12 protein-coding genes are annotated in these 16757 nt (G+C 31.2%); 11 read left to right on the top strand and 1 reads right to left on the bottom strand.

Features of this window, described 5'->3' with window-relative positions:
- The first annotated feature begins 16 nt into the window (after positions 1–16).
- The 5 genes from B5X49_RS02185 (at position 17) to B5X49_RS02165 (ending at position 6152) form a co-directional block, all read left to right on the top strand.
- On the top strand, positions 17–1657 hold the full coding sequence (locus tag B5X49_RS02185; protein WP_045749541.1) for an FAD-dependent oxidoreductase: 1641 nt from the start codon (positions 17–19) through the stop codon (positions 1655–1657).
- A complete protein-coding gene (locus B5X49_RS02180) occupies positions 1657–1962 on the top strand; it encodes a rhodanese-like domain-containing protein (RefSeq protein ID WP_045749540.1) in 306 nt (101 codons plus the stop codon). The genes B5X49_RS02185 and B5X49_RS02180 overlap by 1 nt, the downstream gene beginning before the upstream one ends.
- Positions 1952–2203 carry a metal-sensing transcriptional repressor gene (locus B5X49_RS02175; protein WP_045749539.1) on the top strand — a complete coding sequence of 84 codons (252 nt, stop codon included), beginning with the start codon at positions 1952–1954 and terminating at the stop codon, positions 2201–2203. The genes B5X49_RS02180 and B5X49_RS02175 overlap by 11 nt, the downstream gene beginning before the upstream one ends.
- 189 nt (positions 2204–2392) lie before the next feature.
- A complete protein-coding gene (locus tag B5X49_RS02170; RefSeq protein WP_045749538.1) occupies positions 2393–4126 on the top strand; it encodes an ABC transporter ATP-binding protein in 1734 nt (577 codons plus the stop codon).
- Between the two features lie 7 nt (positions 4127–4133).
- The gene (locus B5X49_RS02165; protein ID WP_045750061.1) at positions 4134–6152 is read left to right on the top strand and encodes an ABC transporter ATP-binding protein; all 2019 of its coding nucleotides are present in this window, start codon (positions 4134–4136) and stop codon (positions 6150–6152) included.
- A 113-nt stretch (positions 6153–6265) separates the two neighbouring features.
- Here the strand turns inward: B5X49_RS02165 and B5X49_RS02160 are convergent, their stop codons facing one another.
- Positions 6266–6913, bottom strand: a complete 648-nt coding sequence (locus tag B5X49_RS02160; protein WP_045749537.1) for a hypothetical protein — start codon at positions 6911–6913, stop codon at positions 6266–6268.
- Positions 6914–7162: 249 nt separating this feature from the next.
- Here B5X49_RS02160 and rny point away from each other — a divergent pair, with 249 nt between their 5' ends.
- From rny to miaA, 6 genes are all read left to right on the top strand, one after another.
- A complete protein-coding gene (rny, locus tag B5X49_RS02155) occupies positions 7163–8743 on the top strand; it encodes a ribonuclease Y (RefSeq protein ID WP_045750060.1) in 1581 nt (526 codons plus the stop codon).
- Between the two features lie 108 nt (positions 8744–8851).
- Positions 8852–9622 (top strand): TIGR00282 family metallophosphoesterase, encoded by a 771-nt coding sequence (locus B5X49_RS02150; protein WP_045749536.1) that lies wholly within the window; start codon positions 8852–8854, stop codon positions 9620–9622.
- 111 nt (positions 9623–9733) lie between these two features.
- Entirely contained in the window at positions 9734–11635 is a 1902-nt protein-coding gene (locus tag B5X49_RS02145; RefSeq protein WP_045749535.1) for an MFS transporter, read from the top strand.
- A 24-nt stretch (positions 11636–11659) separates the two neighbouring features.
- Positions 11660–14194, top strand: coding sequence for a DNA mismatch repair protein MutS (mutS, locus tag B5X49_RS02140; RefSeq protein WP_079560619.1), 2535 nt, complete (start codon positions 11660–11662; stop codon positions 14192–14194).
- 2 nt (positions 14195–14196) lie between these two features.
- The gene (mutL, locus tag B5X49_RS02135; RefSeq protein ID WP_045749533.1) at positions 14197–15915 is read left to right on the top strand and encodes a DNA mismatch repair endonuclease MutL; all 1719 of its coding nucleotides are present in this window, start codon (positions 14197–14199) and stop codon (positions 15913–15915) included.
- A complete protein-coding gene (gene miaA / locus B5X49_RS02130) occupies positions 15912–16754 on the top strand; it encodes a tRNA (adenosine(37)-N6)-dimethylallyltransferase MiaA (protein ID WP_045749532.1) in 843 nt (280 codons plus the stop codon). The genes mutL and miaA overlap by 4 nt, the downstream gene beginning before the upstream one ends.
- Positions 16755–16757: the final 3 nt, after the last annotated feature.

Below are 16757 nucleotides of genomic sequence, written 5' to 3'. Positions count from 1 at the left end.
AATGAGGAGAATTCATATGAAAAAGAAAACTATTGTCGTTGTTGGTGGTGTTGCTGGAGGAATGAGCTTTGCAAACCGTTACCGCAGACTCAATATAGATGATGAAATCATCGTTTTTGAGAAAGGTCCGTTTGTGTCATTTGCAAACTGTGGACTACCTTATCACATCTCAGGAGAAATAAAGAGTAGACAAAGTCTATTAGTTGTAAAAGAAGAGTTATTACAAAAAAGATTTAACTTAAATGTACGATCCAATTCTGAAGTGATCTCAATCAATCCCGAACAAAAAAAGATTCAATACCGTTCTAATCAGGAGATTTTTGAACAATCCTATGATGAGCTTGTTATCTCAACAGGTGCCAAACCAATTGTTCCAACAATTGAAGGTCTCGATCGAATTCCATTCTTTACGTTAAGAAATATACCGGATTTAGATAAAATTATGCTGCAAATTAAAAACCATCATCCTAAGCATGTCAGTATTTTAGGAGCAGGATTTATAGGGTTAGAATTAGCTGAAAACTTAAAGATGCGTGGAATTGAAGTTGCACTTATTGAAAAATCTAGTGATGTTTTACCTGTGTTGGACCCTGAAGTATCCATTCATGCGAAAAATGCATTAATTCAAAATGGAATTGATGTCTATACGAATAATGAAATCGTTAAGATTGATCCTAATACGCTATATTTAAAATCAGGTCAAGAAGTGAAAACTGATTTCCTTATAATATCCATTGGTGTTGCACCAGATACAACTCTTTTAAAGAATATTGGAGCAAACCTAGGTATGAAAGGTGGAATTATTGTAGATCATAATTATCAAACTTCAATTCCTCATATATATGCAGTTGGTGATGCAATTATTGTCAAAAATCAAATTTCAAATCAAGATACACTCATTCCACTAGCAAGTCCTGCAAATCGTCAAGGAAGACAGCTTGCTGACATTTTAAGTGGTTTAAATGTTTACAATAAAGGTAGTATTGGTACATCTATTGTTAAAGTATTTGATATGAGTTTCGCAAGTACGGGTTTAACAGAAAAACAACTTACCAAGGGAACATATCATGTGATTCACTTATTAGCAAATGATCATGCAAGCTACTATCCGGGAGCTACATCGATTCATCTAAAAGTTATATTTGATAAAATGTCTCACCAAATACTTGGTGCACAAGCATTCGGTCAAAAAGGTGTGGATAAACGTATTGATATTATTTCTACAGCCATTAAAGCGAAGCTAACAATTACTGATTTACAAGAACTAGAGTTTACGTATGCTCCTCCATATTCTAGTGCTAAAGATATTGTAAATTTAGCAGGTTATGTAGGTCAAAATATAATATTAGGGATAAGTCAATCCGTACAATGGTATGATGTTGAAATGCTTAAAAATGAAGGTTACTTATTCATTGATGTAAGAAGCTTTATTGAAAGAGAAGGTTTCGGATATATTGAAGGTTCCATGCATATAGATATTGATGAATTGTATCTAAGATATCAAGAAATTCCAAAAGATAAAAAACTAGTTGTATATTGTCAGTCAGGAACTAGAAGTTATAATGCTGAAAGATTTTTAAGAGCTAAAGGTTTTGAAGTTTATAATTTAGATGGTTCATATAGTGTTTATGATCAAATATCAAAGGAGATAAAATAATGTATAAAACAGTAATGATGTTCGAACTCGAACAAACAATGAAAAAAGAAAATGTAAAAATAATTGATGTAAGGGAAATTGATGAGTTTAGTGAAGGTCATATTCCAAATGCTATCCATGTGCCTATGTCAGATTTTGTAAATAATTTGAAAAAATTGAATAAAAAGGAAGCTTATTATGTGGTTTGTTATTCAGGAGCAAGATCACAAGCTGCATCTCAGTTCTTATCAAAACAAGGTTATGATGTAACCAATGTTTTAGGTGGTATGAGTACATATCGCGGAGATTTATCTGATGAAGTGTGATGACCAAATCGTTAACAGAATAAAAAGAACACATGGACAAATGAATGGTGTTTTAAAGATGATGGAACAAGATACAGATTGTGAGCAACTTGTTATCCAGTTGAAAGCCATTCGTTCAAGTATAGAAAAAACAATTGGTTTAATTACTGCAAATAACTTGATTCAATCCATTGAAAAAGAACATTCTATTGAAGTTCGTGATATCAAAGATGCACTTGATTTAATTGTTAAAAGTATTTAGAATGATTAAAAACTCATACGAAAATGTATGAGTTTTTTCGTTAATAGAGTATCTAATGAATTGCTGATATGGACGTTGAATTTTAGTAATTTAGGCATATTTATCATATTTGAATATTTATATCCATTTGATACTCATTTTAAAAAAATGAGGGTATAATTGAATTGATAATATTTTTTTGAGGTTGCCATGTTTAATATATATAAGAAAATCGGTTGGTTCATCAAGCAGGAGTGGAAAACATATCTACTCATGTTTACGCTTCTTACGTTAATTGCTTTGTTAGCATTAACACCTGCTTACGTTTTAGGTATTGCCATAGATGTCATCGTATCCAAAAGCTTAAATTGGACATCTTTTGCTTTTTTAATAACAGCATTAATCCTTATACCTGTTGCTAGGTATCTATCATCGTATTTTTATAACTATACGGTCAACAAAACATCTCAAAAACTGGCATTCACTTTTAGAAAAAACTATCTAAAAAAGCTTTTTGATATGGATGCTGAATTTTATGAAAAATATCAAAAAGGAGATTTAATCTCTAGGGCAACAGCAGATTTAGATATGATTACTGTTGCTGCTACATCGATGATTGAAGGTATGATTTTTAATATTGGTATGATACTCATTGCAATCAGTATTATGGCAATAACAATTTCATGGGAGCTTACTTTAATCTCTGTAACAATAATGCCTATAGGTATCACTATTTTAAATATTATACGTATGAAAAAAAGAGAATATGTTAAGAAGCATCGTGTCATTTATGCTGCGATGACAGAAAAGATTTTAGAGTCTGTTGAAGGACAAAAAACGATTCGAGCTTATGTACAAGAAGAAAATGATTTAAAGGAACAAAAACGTGTTATCGTCAATGATATTGAATCATGGAGATATATCATTAACTATGAAAATAGATTAGCACCTATGTTTGAATCGGTATATGCAATTGCATATATTTTAGCATTCGTGTTTGGTGCATTGTTTATTATGCAACAACAAATGACTGTAGGACAATTAGTTATCTTTATCTCTTATATTGGTATTTTATATGGACCGATTATTTCTATATCAGGAGTCTTTCAGCAAATCAATAATGCAACAGTTGCAGTCGACCGATTTGATGAGATTATGAAGACTGAACCTGATGTTAAGGATGATGAAATTCCTGATCATATTCTAGATTTTAAAGAAATTGAATTTAGAGATGTAACATTTAAATATCCTTTTGATGAACAACCTACGATTAACCAAATAAACCTTACGGTTAAGAAAGGTCAAACAATTGGCGTTGTTGGACCTACGGGAAGTGGTAAATCCACATTAATTCGTCAGTTGTTAAGAGAATTTAATGTAACTTCAGGTCATATCTATATCGATGGAAAAAACATTAAAAAATACAAAATTGAAGATATAAGAAAAATTGTTGGATATGTTCCACAGTCCCATATGTTATTCCGTAGAGGAGTGGATGATAATATTTTAATAGGAAATCCACAAGCAACAATCGATCAACTCAATCGTGCAATTAAAATTGCCGATTTTGAGAAAGATATTCACTATTTAAATGCTGGATTACAAACAAAGGTTGGAGAAGGTGGTGCGACCCTATCAGGTGGTCAAAAGCAACGTCTATCGATTGCCAGAGCATTAGTTAAGGAACCTGAGATTCTTATTTTAGATGATTCATTATCTGCTGTAGATGCAAATACAGAAGAAACTATTTTAGAACAACTTAAAAAATTTAGAACAGGTAAAACAAACATTATTGTTGCTCACAGATTTTCAGCAATTAGAGATGCTGATTTAATCATTGTAATGGATCAAGGAAAGATTATCGAACGTGGCACTCATGAAGAATTAACTAAAATCGATGGATGGTATAAAACTCAATACATCCAACAAATGAGTATGAAATAGGTGTATGATGAAACAAGTTAAAAAAGTATGGAGATACATTAGAAAATATAAAAAATTACTTACTATTTCTATAGTATGTATGCTTGTTGTCCAATCACTAGGATTACTAGCTCCTTTAATCGTACGTTCTATTTTAGATGATCAATTGGTAGGAATCACTCGTCCATGGTATGAAACAACATCTACTGATGGTGTATATTATGACGGTAATTATTATACACAAGATGAGACATCTCCCAATCAATTAACCATAGTTATTGTTAATGGAAATTATTTAGTAATCGAAGGTTCAATTGAAAGTGGTAACCAACAATATATAGCAACAAATGATCAAGAGGGTACATTAAGTATCACAACATTTGATGGAAGTGTCGTAACCTATCAAGCAACTAAATTGACAGGGAATGAAGTAAGCGCATTTTACACACCATTTTATGAGCCTGTTATTATCCTTTTAATTCTATTATTTGCAAGATATGTGTTGCATATAATCTTCCTATTTGTTCAAAGAATATCTACTGCATATATCACAATGAATGTGGTTAGAGATGCAAGATTGGATGCTGTTAAAGCATTACAACGTATGCCAATGACATACTTTGAACAAGAACCAGCCGGAAAAGTTGCAAACAGAATCATTACAGATGTCAATGGAATGATCAATCTCTTTTCAACACTCATGAATCTATTATTTAATGCGACATTATCAGTTATTTTTGCATACATAGGTATGTTTTACTTAGACTCAAGTCTTGCACTTATGACTTTCTTAATTTTCCCTGTAATTTATGTTTGGTTGAAATTCTTTATTAGACACCTCAATCAAATTGCTCAAAAAGTATCTGAGTCTGCATCTATGATTACAGCTAAATTAAATGAAATCATTAATGGGGTAAACATTTTACAAATATTTAACTATCAAGAACAAACAGAGAAAGAATTTGAAATAATATCCAATGAGTATCGCCGTGAACAGTTAAAAGAGCAAAAATTACACTTAACCATTGGATGGAATTTAATTCGTTTGTTAGGATTTTTGGTTACAGCATTCATCATAGGATACTTTGGTTTCCAAAGTTTAACTGTAAGTACCTATATTATGACTGCAGGTACAATATATGCATATAATGATTATTTATCTCGATTGATTGAACCAGTATCTATATTATTTAGAGAATTTGGGAATCTTCAAATGGCATTAGTCAGAACGGATAGAATATTTTCTATTATAGATGCAGAACAAGAAGATGACAGTTTCGAAGTTATACCAAGATTTGAAGGTCATATTGAATTTGATAATGTATGGTTTTCCTATAAAAAAGGTCATCCTGTCTTATTGGGTATTAATTTAGAAATTCAAAAAGGAACGATGGTAGGAATTGTTGGTCATACAGGTAGTGGAAAATCAACCATGATGAGTTTACTTTTAAGATTCTATGATTTTAAAGAAGGCGATATGGGGAAAATACTTGTAGATGGAGTTGATATTACAACGTATTCTAAACGTACATTTAGAAGTCATATTGGTATGATTTTACAAGATCCAATGATTTATCAAGGAACAATTGCAAGTAATATTAAATTTGGTACAGATGCAAGTGATGATGAAGTCTTAAGAGTTCTAAAAGAAATTGGTGGAGGACCTATGGTTGAGAAGTTACCAAATGGAATTCATCAAGAAGTTTACCGTGGTGGTGGCAACTTATCACTTGGTGAAAAACAATTAATTTCATTTGCTAGAGCGGTGATTCATAATCCATCCATATTAATTATGGATGAAGCAACAGCAAATATTGATACAGAAACTGAGTCACTCATTCAAATAGCTTTAAACAAAGTCAAAGAAGGACGCACAACAATAGTTATCGCACATAGACTTTCTACCATTAAACATGCCAACAAAATTGTCGTATTAGAAAATGGCGTTAAAATTGAAGAAGGTACACACGATCAGTTACTGAGTGATGATAAGAAATATGCTGCAATTTATCGTTCACAAATCAAAATGATTCATGAAAATTCATAAGAACTAGACTAGATGCTTAAAAAACTAGACCTTTTATAAGTTCTAGTTTTTTTATATCCTATAAAAAAAGTTGAATACCCTTAGCATTCAACTTTATAATATAACTATTTAATTTAGGCGTTATTTTCATCAATAACTGTTGATGGAGTTAAACCAAGAAGATCCGTTCTAAAATAATAATTAACAGTAACTTCTTGATCCATAGCAAGTTCTATATGATAAGTTATTTTAGAATAAAGATTTGGTTTTTGAACCTCAACAAACCATAGAGGTTGATGCGGTAGTATATGATTAAATGAAATCATACGATTGGTACTAAAATTCTCAGTTAGTGCCATATTTAATGGCTCAGATTTGGCATTCATCCAATCTGTTTGAAGTAAGAAAACTGTTTCAAAACCATGAATATGGACATTATTCTTTGTTTTATATTTAGCTCTAATTGTATAATGACCATTTGTTTCATCGTAGAATTCTGGTATATGAAATGAAATAAGTTTTACTTGAACAATTAAATCTGGTGTTTCAAGGTTGATAATTTCATGATTTGTTTCATCTTCATATGTGATATAAGAAGATAGGAAATTTGATTGAATATCGTTACCAAAATCTACATTTTTATATTTTAAGTAATCTCCCAAATAAAGAGCAATAATAAATGTCACTGGAACGACAATGATGAATATAAATAAGAATAACTTTAATCGATACTTTAGTAACCATTTTCCAAATTTTGACTGTGGTTGATGTTTAGGTAACATGGTAAATCTCCTTTTAAGTAGTCAAAATTAATTATACTATAAAACACACAATTTATAAACCATATTAAAAAATATAAACTCAATAAATACATTTATGTAAAATGCATTGCCACACAATAATATAATTGACTAAAAGTGATTTTAAAGTTATAATTAAATGAGTACAAAATGTACTTAAATAATTTTTGATGAATTAATAGATTAAAAGTTAAAATTATAAATATGGAGGTTACAGAAATGTTTAACATTATGTTTAATGTTGACACGCCTGCATTGATTACCTTCATTTTGCTAATCGTCTTAGGATTATTGGGTGGCGCAGTAATAGGATACTTTATTCGCGTTTCACACCATGAAAAGAGTCTACGTCAGTCTAGAGAAGCTGCTGAACGTATTGTTGAAGACGGTAAAAAAGAAGCGGAGAAAACAAAAAGAGAGCTTGTTTTCGAAGCTAAACAAGAGATATTAACGTTACGTAAAGAGTTTGATAATGACATGCGTGAAAGACGTCAAGTCGTTTTAAACCTTGAAGAAAAAGTTTCACAACGTGAGATTGCACTTAACAATAGATCGCAATATTTAGATAAACGCGAAATTGGTTTAGATGCTAAAGAACAAAAATATAACGAACGTAAAGAACAACTTGATAATCAATATAGCAAAGTGGAAGAATTGGTGAAGGAACAGGAATTAAAACTTGTTTCTATTTCGGCATTGTCTAAAGAACAAGCAAAAGAAGTTATAATGGCTCAAGTAAGAGATTCATTATCTAATGAAATTGCAACATACATTCGCGATGAAGAAGATAAAGCAAAAGCGATTGTTCAAACAAAGAGTAAGGAATTGTTATCACTTGCAATGCAAAAGTATGCATCTGAAACAACATCTGAAAGAACAGTATCTGTGGTAGAAATACCTAATGAAGATATGAAGGGTAGAATTATCGGTAAAGAAGGTAGAAACATTAGAACACTCGAAGCTCTCACTGGAGTGGACTTAATTATCGATGATACACCTGAGGCAGTCGTGTTATCTGGATTTGATCCAGTTAGAAGAGAAATTGCAAAACGTGCATTAACAATCTTAGTTCAAGATGGAAGAATCCATCCAGGACGTATTGAAGAAGTTGTTGAACGTGCAAGAGCAGAAATTGATATGTTTATCAGGGAATCTGGTGAAGAAGCAGTCTTTAAAACAGCTGTTGGTAAAGTTCATCCAGATTTAATCAAACTTTTAGGACGTATGAGTTTTAGAACATCATATGGACAAAACGTTTTAAAACACTCCATTGAAGTTGCATTCTTAGCGGGTAAATTAGCTGCTGAGATTGGTGAGAATGAAATTCTTGCAAGACGTGCTGGATTATTCCATGATATTGGAAAAGCAGTTGACCATGAAGTTGAAGGATCACACGTTACAATCGGAGTTGATATTGTATCTCGATATAAAGAACCTAAAGAAGTAATCGATGCAATTGCATCACACCATGGTGATACAGAACCTCAATCTGTAATTGCAGTATTAGTTGCTGCAGCAGATGCATTATCAGCTGCAAGACCTGGTGCAAGATCAGAATCTATGGATTCCTACATGAAGCGATTAACCCAACTTGAAGAAATCTCAAATGAGGTTGAAGGTGTAGATAAAGCATATGCAATTCAAGCTGGACGTGAAGTACGTGTTATGGTATTACCTGAAAAAATTGATGATTTAGGTATTATAAATGTTGCACGTACAATCAAAGAAAAGATTGAAGAAAAGATGACTTATCCGGGAACCATTAAAGTAACTGTTATTCGTGAAAAACGCGCAACAGATGTTGCAAAATAAACGATTAATAAACAAACATCACTTGATTTAAGTGGTGTTTTTTTTGTAAATAAGTATTTTATGAATCTTTGCAGGTTTTTATCTAATAAAATCGTATATAATAAGTGTATGAAAATATTATTTATAGGAGATATTTATGGTACTCCAGGTATCGAATATGTACTTGAAAACATACCATATCTAAGAAAAACCTACCAACCCAACTTAATTATTGCCAATGCTGAAAATGCAGCAAATGGACGAGGTATTACAAAAGTACTGTACAAAAAACTAATGCAAGCAGGAATTAGTCTTTTAACAATGGGAAATCATACATGGAAAAACCCAGAATTAAAAGAATTTATCACAGAGTCTAAAATTATAAGACCGATTAATGATGGTTCTAATTTAGGTCGAGGATACGCAATTATCCAGTATAATAACGAAAAGGTATTGGTCATAAACGCTTTAGGCAAAGCATTTATGCAAGATGTCATTGATCCTCCATTTTTAATGGTTAAAGAAATACTAGAAAAAGAATCTTTTGATTATAGTTTATTAGATATACATGCTGAGGCTACATCAGAAAAGGTTGCAATGGCACATTTCTTGGATGGAAAAATTGATATGATTGTTGGTACGCATACGCATGTTCAAACCAATGATGATCGTATCATGCCGAAAGGAACACTCTATATTACAGATGTTGGTATGACAGGTCCTCTCAATGGTGTGATTGGTGTGACTAAAGAAGTGATTATCGACCGATTTATTTACATGAATCAAAGACCTAATGAGGTTGCTAATGGACCAAGACAATTAAATGCAGTGTTATTTACACTTTCACCAAAAAGAAAAATAGAAAAAATACATATAGAAGAAACAAGCACATCCCTTTAATTTTTAGGAAAACTTGTTTCTTTTTTTATCAAACATTCAATCATCTTTCATTGAATTATGATTATTATGATATAATAAATCTAAAGAAAAAGTGTTTTAGGGGGAGATAATATGGCTTCAATCACTAAAGATGGATTTTTAAATGTTAAAGGTAAAAAGCATCAGATTGTAGATTTAATCCAGGATTTAAGTTTTGTATCAGGTACATATATTGTATCTTTTTTGCAAGGCATTGGTCTAAGTGTACCTAGAAAACTTAGAATGGCAGTTTTAAAACGTGTGTTAAAAGACGTCGTTGATAAAACGATTGAAGAAAGAAAGACTTTAGCTGATGAAATGGGTTATCGGTTAACCTGGTTCCAAAAATATACGGATTCTCAGCTTGTTAATCTCTTGGATTGGTATAAGAGCACATCACTCAATAATAAATATTTGATGGATTTTTGGAGTGCTTTACTTGCATACATGGTTGAATCAGGTGTTTCTGATCAAGAACTAGAAAAATTATTTGGTCATGCTACCTTAGAAGCTAAAAAACAAAGTCGACCTCAAGCACGATTATTTAATGATGAAATCAATGCTGTTTTATATGACAATCCAGGTGAAATTGATGGTGTAACTCAAGAACAGTTTAGACCAGTTACTTATAAAGCAACAACTCTTTCTGAGCTAAGAGCAATTGGTGATAAGTATAATGCGCCAATTCCAAAACGTCTTAAGAAGAAAGAAGTTTTCGATGTGATTATCGATAAACTTAAAGAAAAGAATGAATTGACACCACAATTAGAAGAAAAACTAAAAGGTCAAAATATCATTTTATTAGAGAGATTTGCTAAAGATCACGATATTAAAGTATCTACAGAATTGAAAAAAGAAGAAATTATTGAATTTATTCTGTCTAATGCTCAAGAGACAAGAGCTTCATATTTTGTTCCGCAATCACTAGATGTCTATGAAACAATTGATGAAGAACCAAAAGAAGAAATAAAGGAACCAATCGTTCCACCAGTTATAGAAACAAAGATTGAACCTCAAGTCAAAGAGGAAACACCTGTTGAACCGGTTAAAACTCCAGAAGTTGTGAGTGAAAAAATAATCGAAAAGCAAGTTGTTGTTTCAAGTGGTATTGATTATAAACCTGAATTGAATCGTCTGGCTGAAGCATTTGAAAAATTAGCTCAAGCATTTAGTGAAAAAGAATTTACGATTAAAGTAGATAACCATATTGAATCCGTAGAACGTCCAGTTGTTGCTGAAAAACAAGTGGAAGAAAAAGAAGAGAGAAGACCACTTAACACGAATTTAATGGTAAATCCAGAAGTTATTGTTAAAGAATTATTGAAAGACGATGAGTCTGATATTCCTTCTTTTGAAGAAACTGAAGAAAAAGTTGTTGAAAAAGCAGTTTTATCAACAGGTTACAGAAAATTTATTTTAGTACTTGCAGGGTTTATCTCATTAATATTTGCAGCTGCATTTACTACAGTTGCACTTGCAGTGAATCAAATTATTCAACTACCTGCTGAAATTGATTTGTCTATCATACCTTTAGATTCATTAATGACTATGATTATTGCATCAGTTTTAGCAGCAATTAATTTAGTTGCATTTATAAGATTTGTATTTATGAAGCCTACTAAAAAAGGTATTATCACATGGGCAATTATTCTACTAATCACTGGTAGCTTAATTGCAGGGTTTATTGCATTCTTTGGTATCAAGAAAGTTTATGTCTTACCTAAAGAAGAACCAAAAGATGATGCGGGTCGTATTATAGAAGCGATTCAGTCTATGCAAACAGAAAAACCTCAACAAAAACGTTACAAAATGAATGTATTACTCAAAATATTCTTAATACTATTTATAACAGCTGCGATCATCTTTGCTGGATTATATGCAATGTGGAGATTAGGAATTACGTATGGCTATGAAAATATTCCTTTCATAGGTCCTTTCCTTAGAGACTCTGTCATTATTCCTTTATTTGGTTCGGCTCACGAAATGGCATCATAATTTTATTAAAGCAGAGGAGGCATTATGGAAGATAAAGAACTTTATACTCCAATGATGCAACAATATATTAACATTAAACAAGACTACGCTGATGCGATAGTCTTTTTTAGATTAGGTGATTTCTATGAAATGTTTTTTGATGATGCAATTGTTGCATCCAAAGTATTAGAAATAACCTTAACATCTAAAGATGCAGGTAAAAAGGTACCCATGTGTGGAATACCTTATCATGCATCTAAGGTTTATATACAACGTTTGGTATCAAAGGGATTTAAAATTGCAATTGCAGAACAGGTAAGTTTACCAGGAAAAGGACTCGTTGAAAGAGAAGTTATCAAACTCATCACGCCAGGTATGATTATTGATGAAGGTATCTTAAATGCCAATGAATATAATTTCATTGGTTCTATTATATTAAGCGAACATGGGTACGTATTAAGTTATGCAGACATTTCAACTGGTGATACATTTGTCATTGATGGATTATCCAGAGTAGAGATTATCGATGAGATAAAAAATCTTAAACTTAAAGAAGTTATTTTAAGTAATACTTCGGATCAACAACTGATGAACTTTTTTAAGTCTGAATCTATATTAGTCACAGAATATAAAATTGAAGATGAAATACACTCCAAATTAATCCAATCACTATCCAGTAAAGAAGTTAAATTATCTGCATCCTTGTTGTTAGATTATTTAACACGTGAAAGTAAATTAGAGTTATCACATTTAATGCCATTTAAGGAATTAACCTTTAAATCCTATATGCATATTGATCATCAGGTATTTGAGCATTTAGAACTTATTGAATCAAATAGTAAAAATCCTAAATCTTCCTTAATTTATTGGTTAGATCAAACCTTAACCGCAATGGGTTCTAGATTACTTAAATATACTGTTACGCATCCTTTAAAAGATGCTACTTTAATTGAATACAGATATGATATGATCGAAAGTTTCAAACCCTTTGAACCTCGTAATCAATTAGAAAGTTTACTCGATCAAATGTATGATATTAACCGCTTGGTTGGTCGTATTGCAAGTAATAATGGAAATGCAAAAGATTTAGTACAATTAAAAAACACACTCAGTTTGATACCAGAACTTAAAAATGTATTATCGATGTATCCAGGCAATCTTATATTAGAACTCAATAAAGAAATAGATACCCATGAAACTTTATATGAAAAATTACAACTTGCTTTAAAAGATGATGCACCATTATCGATTAAAGAAGGTGGAATGATCAAAGATGGTTATCATCATGAACTCGATGAACTTAGAGAAATTGCATTACACGGTGAGGACTGGCTTGAAAATTTCTTAGAGACTGAAAGAGAAAAAACCGGGATAAAGAATCTTAAAATAGGATATAACAGAGTTTTCGGTTATTATATTGAGGTTTCCAAAGGAAACATACCATTAATACAAGATGAATTTGGTTATATTAGAAAACAGACACTTACCAATGGTGAAAGATATATTACGGAATCTTTAAAAGTTGTTGAACAAAAGCTACTTACATCAAAAGAAAGAGCAGATAAACTTGAGTATGAACTTTTTGTTGAACTCAAGGAGTTTACAAAAGGTTTTGTAGAAAGTTTACAAAAGTTAAGCTATTTAATTGCACAAATGGATATGTACTTAGCGCTTGCTAAAGTAACAGATTTATATCATTATGTGAGACCTAAATTAAACCTTAATGGTTTTGTTGAAATAGAATCAGGTAGACATCCAGTTGTAGAAAGACATGTGGAATTTATTTCTAATCATATAACGATGAAGCCTCATGAAATATTTATTTTAACAGGGCCTAATATGAGCGGTAAGTCCACTTATATGCGTATGTTTGCATTAATTGTTATTATGGCTCAAAGTGGCATCTATGTACCAGCAAATAGAGCTAGTCTTCCAATCTATGATGCAATTTTTACAAGAATAGGATCGAGTGATGATATTTCTGGTGGTAAGTCTACGTTTATGGTTGAGATGGTAGAGGCAAATGAAGCTTTAACAAAAGCCACAAAAAACTCCCTCATTTTATTTGATGAAATAGGACGTGGTACAGCAACATATGATGGTCTTGCACTTGCACAAGGAATGATTGAATATATACATAAACATATTCAAGCTCAGACAATGTTTTCAACACATTATCATGAACTGACTCAACTCTCTGAAAAGTTTGAACATATTACAAATCTTCATGTAAAAGCAAAAGAAGAAAAAGACCATATGGTGTTTCTACATCAAGTAGAACGTGGAGCATCAGATAAATCATATGGTATTCAAGTTGCAGCACTTGCACATCTACCAGAAGCGATTATTAAGCGTAGTAAGCAAATACTCAAAGTGTTAGAAAAAGAATCTAGCAAATTAGAAAATAATTTGTTCATGTTTGAAGAAAAAGTGGAATTGGAACATATTATTCCAAAAGATATTCAAAATATACTAGATGATCTAACGTTGATTGATTTAGATAAATTAACTCCTATTGATGCATTAATTAAACTTAAGTATATTCAAAATCAAATCAAACAAACGAAAAAGGATTCATAAATATGCACGATATAACCATCATGGATATGGCACTAGCCAATACAATTGCAGCAGGTGAAGTTGTTGAAAGACCAGCATCTGTTGTTAAAGAACTCATTGAAAACTCAATTGATGCTGGTGCTAAACAGATCATTGTCGAAGTAAATCAAATGGGTTTAGAATCAATCATTGTAACCGATGATGGTTTTGGTATGTCCAAACTTAATCTAAGTAAAGCAGTTTTAAGACATGCTACGTCAAAAATATTTAAAATAAGTGACTTAAATCAAATTAGTACTTTAGGATTTAGAGGTGAGGCATTACCATCGATTGCATCGGTTTCTAAACTAGAGATTATGAGTCGTGTGCGTGGAAGTGATGGGTATCAAATTTCTGTTGTCAATTCTAAGCAAAGTGAGATTGGTCATGCATCTTTAAATCCTGGAACAAAAGTTATTGTAAGAGAATTATTCTACAATACACCTGCTCGATTTAAATATATTAAAAGTGAATATGCTGAGAAAAATGCAATCACAGATGTTGTTTTTAAACAAGCTTTATCACATCCAAACATTTCATTTCAACTCATTATGGATGGTAAGTTAATTAAAAAAACATTAGGAAATGGTTCTATTCCAGAACTCATCGATACCATATATGGTAAAAACATGTCGGATGGATTAAAATCATTGAGTCATGAAATGGGCAAAATTAAGATTAAAGGATACTTATTAGACCCTAAATTTGTAAGATCTAAAAGAAATGATATTTCAATATTTATTAATCACCGATTTGTTAAGAATTATGCATTAACTCAAAGTGTCATCGAAGGATATCACACGTATATTATGACTCAAAAATATCCTATTGCATTAATTTATATGGATATTGATCCTTCACTTGTTGATGTAAATGTACATCCACAAAAGATGGAAGTTAAATTAGCAAACGAAAAGATGATTTCATTTAGTTTGACACCCATTATAAAAAATACATTAGAATCAGGAAGAATTCCTATTCGAGAAACAATACAAGAAGTTAAAAAGGAAGTATTTAAACCTGAAATCAGAAGTCTATTTGAACTTAATGAATCAACTGATGTAGATGGATTGAACGATATTAATATAAACCAAGATCTTCCTTTCAAGGTAGATGAAAATGAAGTGGTTGACGTAAAAATTCCACACCTAGAATTTATAGGTACATTAAGTGGAACATATTTATTATTTCAAAATGATGAAGGATTATTTTTAATGGATCAACATGCTGCAGCAGAACGTATTCGATATGAGTATTATGTAGATAAAATTGGTGATCAAGAGATTAGAGTGTATCATACACTCATTCCATTGGAACAACATATTACAGATCAAGATGTTCATTTGATCAATGAACACAAGAATAAACTCAATCAGTTTGGATTTAATTTTGAAGGTAGAAATTTAGTAAGTCATCCAGATTTTCTAAGACCAAATGAAATTGACTTGGCAATTCATTCTATACTAGAACAACTAGAAAATAATTCAGACATCAACCTTTATAAACTAAGAAATCAATTGGCTAAAGATATTTCATGTAAAGGTGCAATTAAAGCAAATCATCAATTATCAAAAGTTGAAATTGATGCAATTCTTAAGGATTTAAAAACTTGTAAAAATCCATATACATGTCCTCATGGTCGTCCTGTTTTAATTAAACTATCTAATCAAGATATAGAAAAAATGTTTAAGAGGATTGTATGAAAAAGGTCATATGTATCGTTGGACCGACAGGTAGTGGAAAAACAAAATTATCTATAGAATTAGCCAAAAGATTTCAAATGGAAGTTATCAATGGTGATTCGGTAAGTATCTATAAGGAATTAAATATAGGTTCAGCAAAAATCACAGAAGATGAGATGAATGGTGTTAAACATCATCTCATCAGTCATAGAACGTTAAATGAACCATACTCTGTATTTAATTTTCAAAAAGATGTTAGACAATTAATAAGTCAAATCCAATATCCATTAATTGTTGGTGGAAGTGGTTTATACATTAAATCTGCACTCTATGATTATGAATTTGAGGAACAAGAGAAAAAAGAGTTACCAGAAATCAGTCAAATGATTGAATTTATTAAGGAAAACGACCCAGATATAGATCTAGATTGGCATAATGAAAGACGCATTGTTTCTGCATATCAGACAATTATTTCTGGAAAAAAACGAAGTGATAAAAACAAGTTACATCATCCGTTATACGATATTTATTTGATTTATTTAGATATGGATAGAAATATCTTAAGACAAAGAGTAGAATATAGATTAAATCAAATGATTGAAAAAGGATTTATTGAAGAAACAAAAGCTTTAATGACGTATGATTTAAATATTATTGGATACCGTGAATTAAAAGGATATTTAAATCATGAATTGACGCTAGAAGATGCGATCAATACCATCATTACTCAAACGATGCGATTTGCTAAAAGACAAAAAACCTGGTTTATGAATCAAATGAATCCAAATGTTTATGATGGATTAAGTCCTGATCTTGTACAACAAGTTTCAAAAGATATCGAACAATTCCTGAAAGGATAAATT

It is taken from the genome of Acholeplasma oculi, from assembly GCF_900166985.1.
GTDB classification, from domain to species: Bacteria; Bacillota_I; Bacilli_A; order Acholeplasmatales; family Acholeplasmataceae; genus Acholeplasma; species Acholeplasma oculi.
This window is presented reverse-complemented; position numbering and strand designations above follow the sequence as displayed.

Coding starts and splice junctions, on each gene's coding strand:
- B5X49_RS02175 (WP_045749539.1), top strand. CDS start 1,952: ATGAAGTGTGATGACCAAATCGTTAACAGAATAAAAAGAACACATGGA.
- B5X49_RS02170 (WP_045749538.1), top strand. CDS start 2,393: ATGTTTAATATATATAAGAAAATCGGTTGGTTCATCAAGCAGGAGTGG.
- B5X49_RS02185 (WP_045749541.1), top strand. CDS start 17: ATGAAAAAGAAAACTATTGTCGTTGTTGGTGGTGTTGCTGGAGGAATG.
- mutS (WP_079560619.1), top strand. CDS start 11,660: ATGGAAGATAAAGAACTTTATACTCCAATGATGCAACAATATATTAAC.
- B5X49_RS02150 (WP_045749536.1), top strand. CDS start 8,852: ATGAAAATATTATTTATAGGAGATATTTATGGTACTCCAGGTATCGAA.
- B5X49_RS02145 (WP_045749535.1), top strand. CDS start 9,734: ATGGCTTCAATCACTAAAGATGGATTTTTAAATGTTAAAGGTAAAAAG.
- B5X49_RS02160 (WP_045749537.1), bottom strand. CDS start 6,913: ATGTTACCTAAACATCAACCACAGTCAAAATTTGGAAAATGGTTACTA.
- rny (WP_045750060.1), top strand. CDS start 7,163: ATGTTTAATGTTGACACGCCTGCATTGATTACCTTCATTTTGCTAATC.
- B5X49_RS02180 (WP_045749540.1), top strand. CDS start 1,657: ATGTATAAAACAGTAATGATGTTCGAACTCGAACAAACAATGAAAAAA.
- mutL (WP_045749533.1), top strand. CDS start 14,197: ATGCACGATATAACCATCATGGATATGGCACTAGCCAATACAATTGCA.
- B5X49_RS02165 (WP_045750061.1), top strand. CDS start 4,134: ATGAAACAAGTTAAAAAAGTATGGAGATACATTAGAAAATATAAAAAA.
- miaA (WP_045749532.1), top strand. CDS start 15,912: ATGAAAAAGGTCATATGTATCGTTGGACCGACAGGTAGTGGAAAAACA.